This is a genomic window from Coprococcus sp. RTP21428st1_C9_RTP21428_210409, from assembly GCF_040227395.1.
GTDB lineage: Bacteria > Bacillota > Clostridia > Lachnospirales > Lachnospiraceae > Coprococcus > Coprococcus aceti.
In genome coordinates, this window is record NZ_JBEHVV010000008.1 from 34,648 (window position 1) to 43,796 (window position 9,149).

Sequence of the window (9,149 nt, forward strand, 5' to 3'; positions counted from 1 at the left end):
TGATTATGGGAAAGGTGTATCGGAATGATTTATGATATTATAGTTATCGGCGGTGGCCCGGCTGGGATGACAGCCGCAATAAAAGCAAAAGAGACAGCACCATCGGCTTCGGTAAAGCTTATAGATAAAAACAAAAAACTCGGAAAGAAGCTGTATGCGACGGGAAATGGCAAATGTAACATTGCAAATACGAAGCTTGATCTGTCATGCTATTCCAGTGCAAATGAATTTTTCCCATTTCAGTTCGTAACAACGGACAGTCATAATGATGTCATGGATTTTTTTGAAAGCCTTGGTGTTTCCAGCTATGATGATAATGGATATATATATCCTGCATCGCTGCAGGCATCTACCATAGTGTGGGCACTGACGGACAGGCTCAAAATTCTTGGTATAGAAAACAGCACATCGGAGGAAGTCCTGAGTATAAAACAGGGGAAAGATGGTACATATATTGTAGACACAGACAAAGGCGGGTATAGGACGACCCAGGTGATACTTGCACCCGGAGGTGCGGCTGCGCCAAAGCTTGGCGGATCTGATAGAGTATACAGACTTCTGGATGATCTGAATGTACGGTTTGTGAAAACGCATCCGGCTCTGTGTAAATTAAAATGCCATGAATATATATCTGATATGTCAGGGGTACGTGCAAAGGCTGTTGTCCGCCTAATGTGTGATGGAGAGGAGTATGACCACGAGAGAGGCGAGGTTCAGTTTGCATCGGGATATCTTTCGGGCATAGCGGTTTTTAATATGAGTATACAGTGTATAAATCTGATGGAGACTGGCAAAAAGCCATACATAGAACTTGAACTTGTTCCGGACATCAGTGATGATATGTTGGCGGACAGGATGAGACGATTTGCCGAGGTAAATGGCAGACGGAGAGTCGAGGCGATGCTCAATGGTATTGTCAACGAGAAGATCGCCGGGTATATTATAAAAAGTCTTGGTATCAAAGCTTCTGAAGCGGCCGGACTTGACGCGGCTGATATAACATCCATATGTGATATGCTCAAACATATGAGATTCAACATAGATGGATTCGGCAGCTATGAGGACAGCCAGGCGGCAAGCGGTGGAGTTGACACATTGCAGCTCAGGGCAGATAACCTGGAACTTGATGGACACAGAGGCTTATACGCCGCTGGAGAGTATGTCGATGTGACCGGCAAATGTGGTGGATATAATATAATGTGGGCTGTTATAAGCGGCATGAGAGCCGGGGAGTCTGCAGGAAAGAGAATAAAAGATGATCAGAATTAACAATGTAAAACTGCAGCTTGGATTTACAGAGGCAGATGTTAGAAGTGTTATCAAAAAGACGCTGAAGACAGATAAGGAGTTTGAGTATATTTTTTTCAAGCTGTCTCTTGATGACAGGCGGAGAAACCAGGTGAAATATATTGCATCCATAGATGTGGATGTTCCGAATCCGGAAAAATTATTGAAAAGACTTCACAATAATAATGTTATGTTAACAAATGCTACCCAATATAGATTTCCGGAGCCGGGAAATGTCAAAATGACCTATAGGCCTGTGGTGATAGGAACAGGACCGGGTGGCTTATTTGCTGCACTGTATCTTGCCAGAGCCGGATACAGACCGGTTGTTTTTGAGCGCGGCATGGATGTTGACAGGAGAATGGAGCATATAGAGAGATTCTGGAAGGGTGAGGAAGGACTTGATCCAAATTGTAATGTACAGTTTGGAGAGGGCGGCGCAGGAACCTTTTCGGACGGCAAGCTGAATACGGTCATAAAGGATGGCTCGGGCAGACGCACTGAGGTCATGCGGACATTTGTGGAGTATGGTGCAGATCCGTCCATAATGTATATAAATAAGCCACATGTGGGCACTGATGTGCTGTCTGGTATTGTAAGGAATATGCGTGAGGATATAAAGAGACTTGGCGGAGAGGTACATTTTGATTCACTTTTTACCGGTTATGATCAGATCACACAGGATGAGGTGTGTGTACATATAAAGAACCTTTCAGATGGCAGTGAGAAGGAATACAGGACAAATGCCCTTGTTCTGGCACTTGGACACAGCTCAAGGGATACTGTGGAGATGCTTTACAAAAAAGGTGTTCCGATGGAGCCAAAGCCATTTGCCATGGGACTTCGTATCGAACACAAGCGAGCAGATATAGATGTCATGAAGTATGGCGATGATCCGGCGTATGCAAAGCTGCTGCCGGCGGCAGACTACAAGATGACGCATCAGGCGTCAAATGGCAGGGCTGTATATTCATTCTGTATGTGCCCTGGAGGTTACGTGGTGAATGCATCATCCGAGCACGGTGAGACGTGTGTGAATGGTATGAGCTACAGCGGCAGGAATGGTGAGAATTCCAACAGCGCCATTGTGGTAAATGTTACCCCGGAGGATTACGGGTCAGATCATCCTCTTGCGGGAATGAATTTTCAGAGAAGATGGGAGAAGGCCGCATACGAGGCCGGACAGGGGGCTGTTCCGGTGCAACTCTTCGGAGATTACAGAAGGGACATTCCTACGGAAAAGCTGGGCGGTGTTAAGCCTCAGATTATGGGTAAGTACAGGCTTACAAGCCTCAAATGCTGTTTGCCAGAGTATATAAAGGATGCTATAATAGAAGGAGTTGTGTCATTTGATAAGAGGATGCCGGGATATTCATCTGACGATGCAGTTCTCTCAGGAATCGAGGCCAGAACCTCATCACCTGTTCGTATGATACGAGGCGATGAGCTGCGCTGTGAGGGGACATGTATATACCCGTGCGGGGAAGGCGCGGGCTATGCAGGGGGAATAACCTCAGCCGCTGTCGATGGTATGAAGGTGGCCGAGGCCATAGCATCCAGATTCAGCAATGAGGCAATAACAGACGGTACACAGGAGAATATAAATGGATAGAGAGTATTTGAAAGACAAGAAAAAGATAGTAATAAAGATTGGTTCATCTTCACTTATTCACGAGGAGACGGGTGGACTTGACTATACAAAGCTTGAGAAGCTGGTGCGCATCATATGTGATCTGAGAAATCAGGACAAGGATGTGGTCCTCGTATCATCGGGAGCCATCGGAGTCGGAGTACAGGCGCTGGGACTTGCCAGAAGACCTAAGACGACCTCGCTCAGACAGGCGTGTGCTGCAGTGGGACAGGGACAGCTAATGATGATATATCAGAAGCTTTTTCAAGAGTATCACAGCACAGCAGCTCAGGTTCTGCTAACATTTGATGTTATATCGTCGGATGAGAGGAGAAAGAATGCCATCAACACATTCAACGAGCTTCTTCAGCTCGGTGTCGTACCGATCGTCAATGAGAACGATACGGTTGCCATCGATGAGCTGGATGACAGCGTGGCATTTGGCGACAATGATACACTGTCTGCCATAGTTGCATCCATGATCCATGCAGATCTCCTGATACTTCTCACGGATATAGACGGTCTGTACACTGATGATCCACACAATAACCCTGATGCAAAGCTTATACCAGAGGTGAACTGTATAGACGACCATATAATGGATATGGGTAAAGGTGCAGGCTCCAAGTACGGAACCGGCGGAATGACGACCAAGATCGCAGCCGCCAGGATAGCAACCAACTCCAACTCGGATATGGTCATAGTATCCGGAGCGGATATGGACAATATTGTTAAGGTAATGAACGGAGAAAGTATAGGAACTCTGTTCACAGAATATAAGGATCATGACTTTGACGTTGTCAGATTTATTTTGAATAAGGAGTATCTTATATAGTTATGAAAGAGACGATAATCGATGCGGCAAAGATCGCACGTATAAATGAGTTATATCACAAGTCCAAGGCTGAGGGGCTCACCGACGCTGAGAAGAAGGAACAGCAGCAGTTAAGGCAGGAATATATATTTGCTGTGAAGAATAATCTCAGGAGCACGCTCAACAATATAGATATCAAAGAGAAGGACGGCTCCATAACCAGACTTCAGGACCTTGATCCTACAAGAAAGGCGTAGGCACGACTGTATTATGAATAGCGAAGACAGTGTAAAACCCGGCAGCAAAGCCGATATAAGGAAAACAATAAAAGCGGTTAGAAATGCCATGGACAGGGGTGACTGTGCATGGAGATCTGAACTTATATGCAGACGTCTGTCTGAGCTTCCTGAATACGAGAATGCTCTCAATATATGTGCATATATTTCCAAAGGGAATGAAGTGGATACAAGGCTCATAGTTGAGAGGGCGTGGGCGGATGGAAAGCATGTATATGTTCCAAAGGTTTATGGACAAAACATGGAGTTTATTGAGATAACAGACTACGGAGAACTTACATCCGGAAACTTTGGGATACTCGAACCGGTTTCTGATGATTTTGAGGAGATCGAAGATGGGCTTATGTTCATGCCTGGGATTGCATTTGATCACAGCCGCAACCGCATAGGTTTTGGCGGAGGGTATTACGACAGATATCTGGCGAGGCATGCAGGGCTTGTCACGGTGGCACTTGCGTATGAATTCCAGATAGTTGATAAGATAGACAGTGAACCTACAGATATCAGACCACATATCATAGTAACAGAATCGGAAGTTATATCATAATGGAGGGTCAATGAACAGAGACGAGATAACAGCAAAGATCGCTGAACTGGAAAAGAAGATACAGATGGATAAGCTGCAAAAAAATGGTGCATACAGCACAGGAAGTGTTGTGGGATCTGCAGAGCATGGAGTGAAGGCTGACAGCTATGCGCTGTGCCTTGGCGGTGGCGGCGGTAAAGGAGCGTACCAGCTCGGGGTGTACAGAGCACTTGCAGAGTATGGACTTATGGACAAGGTTACAGCCATATCAGGAACTTCCATAGGTGCGATAAATGCCGTGCTTTTCGCGTGCAATGATCCTGACAGAAGCGAGGAGGCATGGAAGAAGATACATTTTGAGACGGTGTTTGACGTTGATCCTGATCTGATGTTCAACGACAAATCGGGATTCATGTCGCGCAGGGAGATGATAAAGCTCATGGACAGCTATGTGGATTACGGAAAGCTGTCTGATGGGCAGGTCACCGTGTATGCAGCCATAGCTGAGTGCGCGCAGGAAGGTGAAAGACAGGCTGAGTATATAAGCCTTGCAGGAATGGATGCGGAGGAGATCAGGACAGTTGTCATGGCATCATCCACCCTGCCTATGCTCTATGAGTCTGTGACTTATAACGGTAAGGAGTATTGTGATGGCGGTCTCGCCGACAATGTTCCGGTGAAACCTCTGTATGATATGGGATATAGGAATATCGTTGTGTGCGGCCTTAATCCCGACTCAAAGAAAGACATATCTGCATATACAGATGCGGATATCATAGAGATATATCCAAGTGTAAGCCTGGGAGATCTGATAGATGGAACCTTGAATTTCTCTGCAAATTCAGTAAAATTCAGAAGCCTGCTCGGTTATAAGGATGCCATGAGGGCACTTAAGGTTCATTTTGAGAATGATCCTGATTACATCGCGGCGCTGGATCATTACAGGGATATTGATCTTGCGGATATACAGACTCAGATGAGGATGGATGCCGCGGATTCCAGCGTGAAAAATACTATGGATAACATAGGCAGGATACTTGGTAAGCTAGGCATAGAGGAATAACTCCAGTCGGATTTACGCAGCTTTAAAGAAATAGATAAGGATACATAGATATTATGAATGATTTGGAAAAAGTTATTGACGGCATAGATCTGGGGCTTCCAGCTCCGTTTGAGGAACCGGAGAGGCAGTATTATTTTATAAAAAAGGGCAGGGAGTATGTCACAGCAAGAAGCAAAGAGCTGGGACGTGACCTTACCTGTTCCATACAGACATTTGGCTGTCAGATGAACGTCCGGGATTCTGAGAAGCTTGCCGGAATACTTGAGCAGATGGGATATGTTAGGACCGAGTCCGAACATGCGGACTTTATAATATATAACACATGTACGGTCAGGGAGAATGCCAACAGAAAGGTTTATGGTCACCTTGGTCTCATGAAGCACCTCAAGGAGAAAAATCCTGAGATGAAGATAGCTCTGTGCGGATGCATGATGCAGGAGCAGCATGTGGTGACAACCATAAGCAAGAGCTATAGGTTTGTCGATATGGTATTTGGAACACACAATGTATATAAGCTTGCTGAGATATTTGTGAGCAGGATAGAATCCGGAAGCATGGTCATAGATATCTGGAAGGACGCCAAGGAGGTCGTGGAGGATCTTCCTGCGGTGAGGGAATTCCCATTCAAATCAGGTGTAAATATCATGTTTGGATGCAACAATTTCTGTACCTACTGTATAGTTCCATATGTAAGAGGAAGGGAGCGAAGCAGAAATCCGGAGGATATCATAGCTGAGTGTGAGAGGCTTGCTGACGACGGAGTGGTGGAGATCATGCTCCTCGGGCAGAATGTCAATTCATATGGCAAGAATCTTGAGCATCCGATCACATTTGCGGAACTGTTGAGGCGTGTGTGTGCCATAGAGAAGATACAGAGAGTAAGATTCATGACCTCACATCCAAAGGATCTGTCGGATGAACTGATAGATGTCATCGCGGAGAATCAAAAGATCTGCAGACATCTCCATCTGCCGGTACAGTCGGGCTCGACAAAGATACTGAATGCGATGAACAGACGGTACACAAAGGAGTCATATCTTGCACTGGTTGACCGCATAAGGGCAAAGGTTCCGGAGATATCACTCACCACTGATATAATCGTGGGATTCCCTGGTGAGACCGAGGAGGATTTCCTTGAGACCATGGACGTGGTTGAGAAAGTACAGTATGACACCGCATTTACATTTATATATTCAAAGAGAACAGGAACTCCTGCCGCCGGAATGGAGAATGGTTCCACAAAGGAAGAGATACAGGATAGATACAACAGGCTTTTAAGGCGTGTGCAGGAGATAAGTGATGTGAAGACCATTGCGATAAAGGGACAGACACAGCCGGTTCTGGTTGAGGGCTTTGACGAGAAGGGCGACGGCCTTCTGACCGGAAGACTCTCCAACAACATACTTGTCCATTTCCCTGGGTGTGCGGAGATGGTTGGAAAGATTCTGAATGTAAAGCTTGTTGAGTGTAAGGGATTTTATTACATGGGTGAATTAGCAGAATAGGAGTAGTTGAAGTGGCAGCATTAACACCAATGATGGCTCAGTATATGGAAGTTAAGAATCAGTATAAGGACTGTATTCTCTTCTACAGACTGGGAGATTTCTACGAGATGTTCTTCGACGATGCCCTGACGGCATCCAGGGAACTTGAGATAACACTGACCGGCAGGGACTGTGGTCAGGAGGAGCGCGCACCGATGTGCGGTGTTCCGTATCATGCTTGTGACATATACCTGAACAAGCTGATAGAGAAGGGCTACAAGGTAGCCATATGTGAGCAGATGGAAGATCCGAAGCTCGCAAAGGGTATAGTAAAAAGAGAAGTTATACGTATAGTTACGCCTGGTACAAATATGTCCCAGGCTATTCTTGATGAGACGAGGAATAATTATCTCATGTGTATATTTGGCTGTAATGATGAGTATGGCGTGGCAGTGTGTGATATCACTACCGGAGAGTTCAGATCATGTCATATCTCATCCACATCCAAGCTGTACGATGAGATCAACAAATATTCACCGACGGAGATCATAGGGAATGAGGTTTTTCTGTCATGTGGCCTGAACTTTGATTACATGAAGGAGAAGATGAAGATAACGATATCGGAGGCTCCGTCTCATTATTTTAACGATGACACCTGTGAGGATTTCATTAAAAGACAGTTTAAGGTCGGATCAATAGATGGTCTCGGCATAGATGAGCAGGAGGATATGCTGCTGTCAGCGGGCGCACTTCTCCAGTATCTACATGAGACACAGAAGAACTCACTGGATCATATCAACAGGATAGATATATATTCCATAGAGGACTTCATGATCATAGACAGCTCATCCAGAAGAAATCTGGAGCTGACAGAGACACTCAGGGATAAGCAGAAGAGAGGCTCACTACTCTGGGTGCTTGACAAGACCAAAACGGCCATGGGAGCGAGAATGCTCAGAAATATGATAGAGCAGCCCCTTATCCACAAAGCTGATATAGAAGCCAGACTTGACGCGATAACAGAGCTCAACGACTCTGTCATAACCAGAGACGAACTCCGTGAGTACATGAATACCATATACGATCTCGAGAGACTTATGACGAGGATATCGTTAAGAACAGCGAATCCGAGAGATCTTCTGGCATTTAAGACGTCCATACAGCTTCTTCCATTTATAATACAGCTTCTCGGTGAATTCCATTCGGATGAGCTCACCGAGATCAGGGATGGAATAGATGATCTGCAGGATCTCTATGACCTTCTTGACCGTGCCATAGTTGATGAGCCGCCTATACTTATTAGAGAGGGCGGAATATTCAAAGATGGCTATCTTGAGGACATAGACACTCTGAAGAATGCCACAACTGATGGCAAGAACTGGATAGCAGAACTCGAGGCCAGAGAGAAGGAAAAGACCGGAATCAAGAATCTCAAGATAAAGTTTAATAAGGTGTTCGGATATTATTTTGATGTAACCAATTCATATAAGAGTCTTGTGCCGGATTATTTCATCAGAAAGCAGACACTTGCCAATTCTGAGAGATACACAACCGAGGAGCTTGACAGACTGGCTGGAGTTATACTCGGATCATCCGACAAGCTTGTTGCGCTGGAGTACAACACATATGTTGAGCTCAGGGACACCCTTGCTGCAGAGCTCACAAGGGTACAGAGAACAGCACACAGCATAGCCATGCTCGATGCTCTGTGTTCACTCTCATATGTGGCTGTTGCAAATGGGTATGTTAGACCTGAGATCAATACAGAAGGAGTCATCGACATAAAGGACGGACGTCATCCGGTCGTTGAGAAGATGCTGAACAACGATATGTTCATCACAAACGACACATATCTGAACAACCATGAGAGCAGGATATCTATCATCACCGGTCCTAACATGGCTGGTAAATCCACATATATGAGACAGACTGCGCTCATAGTTCTCATGGCTCAGGTAGGAAGCTTTGTCCCTGCGGCATCTGCCAATATAGGCATATGCGACAGGATATTTACAAGAGTGGGAGCTTCCGACGACCTTGCATCAGGAC

Annotated in this window: 8 protein-coding genes; all 8 read left to right on the plus strand. The window is 45.6% G+C overall.

The window, feature by feature from the left end; translation table 11 throughout:
- The first annotated feature begins 24 nt into the window (after positions 1–24).
- Complete coding sequence (locus tag ABUA34_RS03020) at positions 25–1,269, plus strand: aminoacetone oxidase family FAD-binding enzyme (protein WP_238050262.1); 1,245 nt, start codon at positions 25–27, stop codon at positions 1,267–1,269.
- Complete coding sequence (locus ABUA34_RS03025) at positions 1,256–2,899, plus strand: NAD(P)/FAD-dependent oxidoreductase (RefSeq protein WP_238050263.1); 1,644 nt, start codon at positions 1,256–1,258, stop codon at positions 2,897–2,899. The genes ABUA34_RS03020 and ABUA34_RS03025 overlap by 14 nt, the downstream gene beginning before the upstream one ends.
- Positions 2,892–3,752, plus strand: coding sequence for a glutamate 5-kinase (gene proB / locus ABUA34_RS03030; protein WP_022216486.1), 861 nt, complete (start codon positions 2,892–2,894; stop codon positions 3,750–3,752). Before ABUA34_RS03025 ends, proB begins: the two co-directional genes overlap by 8 nt.
- A 2-nt stretch (positions 3,753–3,754) precedes the next feature.
- Positions 3,755–3,988, plus strand: a complete 234-nt coding sequence (locus tag ABUA34_RS03035; protein WP_015534916.1) for a DUF896 domain-containing protein — start codon at positions 3,755–3,757, stop codon at positions 3,986–3,988.
- 13 nt (positions 3,989–4,001) lie between these two features.
- Positions 4,002–4,574 carry a 5-formyltetrahydrofolate cyclo-ligase gene (locus ABUA34_RS03040; protein WP_238050264.1) on the plus strand — a complete coding sequence of 191 codons (573 nt, stop codon included), beginning with the start codon at positions 4,002–4,004 and terminating at the stop codon, positions 4,572–4,574.
- 10 nt (positions 4,575–4,584) lie between these two features.
- Positions 4,585–5,616 carry a patatin-like phospholipase family protein gene (locus ABUA34_RS03045; RefSeq protein ID WP_055144473.1) on the plus strand — a complete coding sequence of 344 codons (1,032 nt, stop codon included), beginning with the start codon at positions 4,585–4,587 and terminating at the stop codon, positions 5,614–5,616.
- A gap of 53 nt (positions 5,617–5,669) precedes the next feature.
- Positions 5,670–7,121 (plus strand): tRNA (N6-isopentenyl adenosine(37)-C2)-methylthiotransferase MiaB, encoded by a 1,452-nt coding sequence (gene miaB / locus ABUA34_RS03050; RefSeq protein WP_055144470.1) that lies wholly within the window; start codon positions 5,670–5,672, stop codon positions 7,119–7,121.
- Positions 7,122–7,150: 29 nt separating this feature from the next.
- The coding region (gene mutS / locus ABUA34_RS03055) for a DNA mismatch repair protein MutS (RefSeq protein WP_349822815.1) at positions 7,151–9,149 on the plus strand (1,999 nt) is incomplete at its 3' end.

Excerpts from the sequence above, each read along its gene's own strand:
- ABUA34_RS03020 (WP_238050262.1), top strand. The coding sequence starts at position 25 with ATGATTTATGATATTATAGTTATCGGCGGTGGCCCGGCTGGGATGACA.
- ABUA34_RS03025 (WP_238050263.1), top strand. The coding sequence starts at position 1,256 with ATGATCAGAATTAACAATGTAAAACTGCAGCTTGGATTTACAGAGGCA.
- proB (WP_022216486.1), top strand. The coding sequence starts at position 2,892 with ATGGATAGAGAGTATTTGAAAGACAAGAAAAAGATAGTAATAAAGATT.
- ABUA34_RS03035 (WP_015534916.1), top strand. The coding sequence starts at position 3,755 with ATGAAAGAGACGATAATCGATGCGGCAAAGATCGCACGTATAAATGAG.
- ABUA34_RS03040 (WP_238050264.1), top strand. The coding sequence starts at position 4,002 with ATGAATAGCGAAGACAGTGTAAAACCCGGCAGCAAAGCCGATATAAGG.
- ABUA34_RS03045 (WP_055144473.1), top strand. The coding sequence starts at position 4,585 with ATGAACAGAGACGAGATAACAGCAAAGATCGCTGAACTGGAAAAGAAG.
- miaB (WP_055144470.1), top strand. The coding sequence starts at position 5,670 with ATGAATGATTTGGAAAAAGTTATTGACGGCATAGATCTGGGGCTTCCA.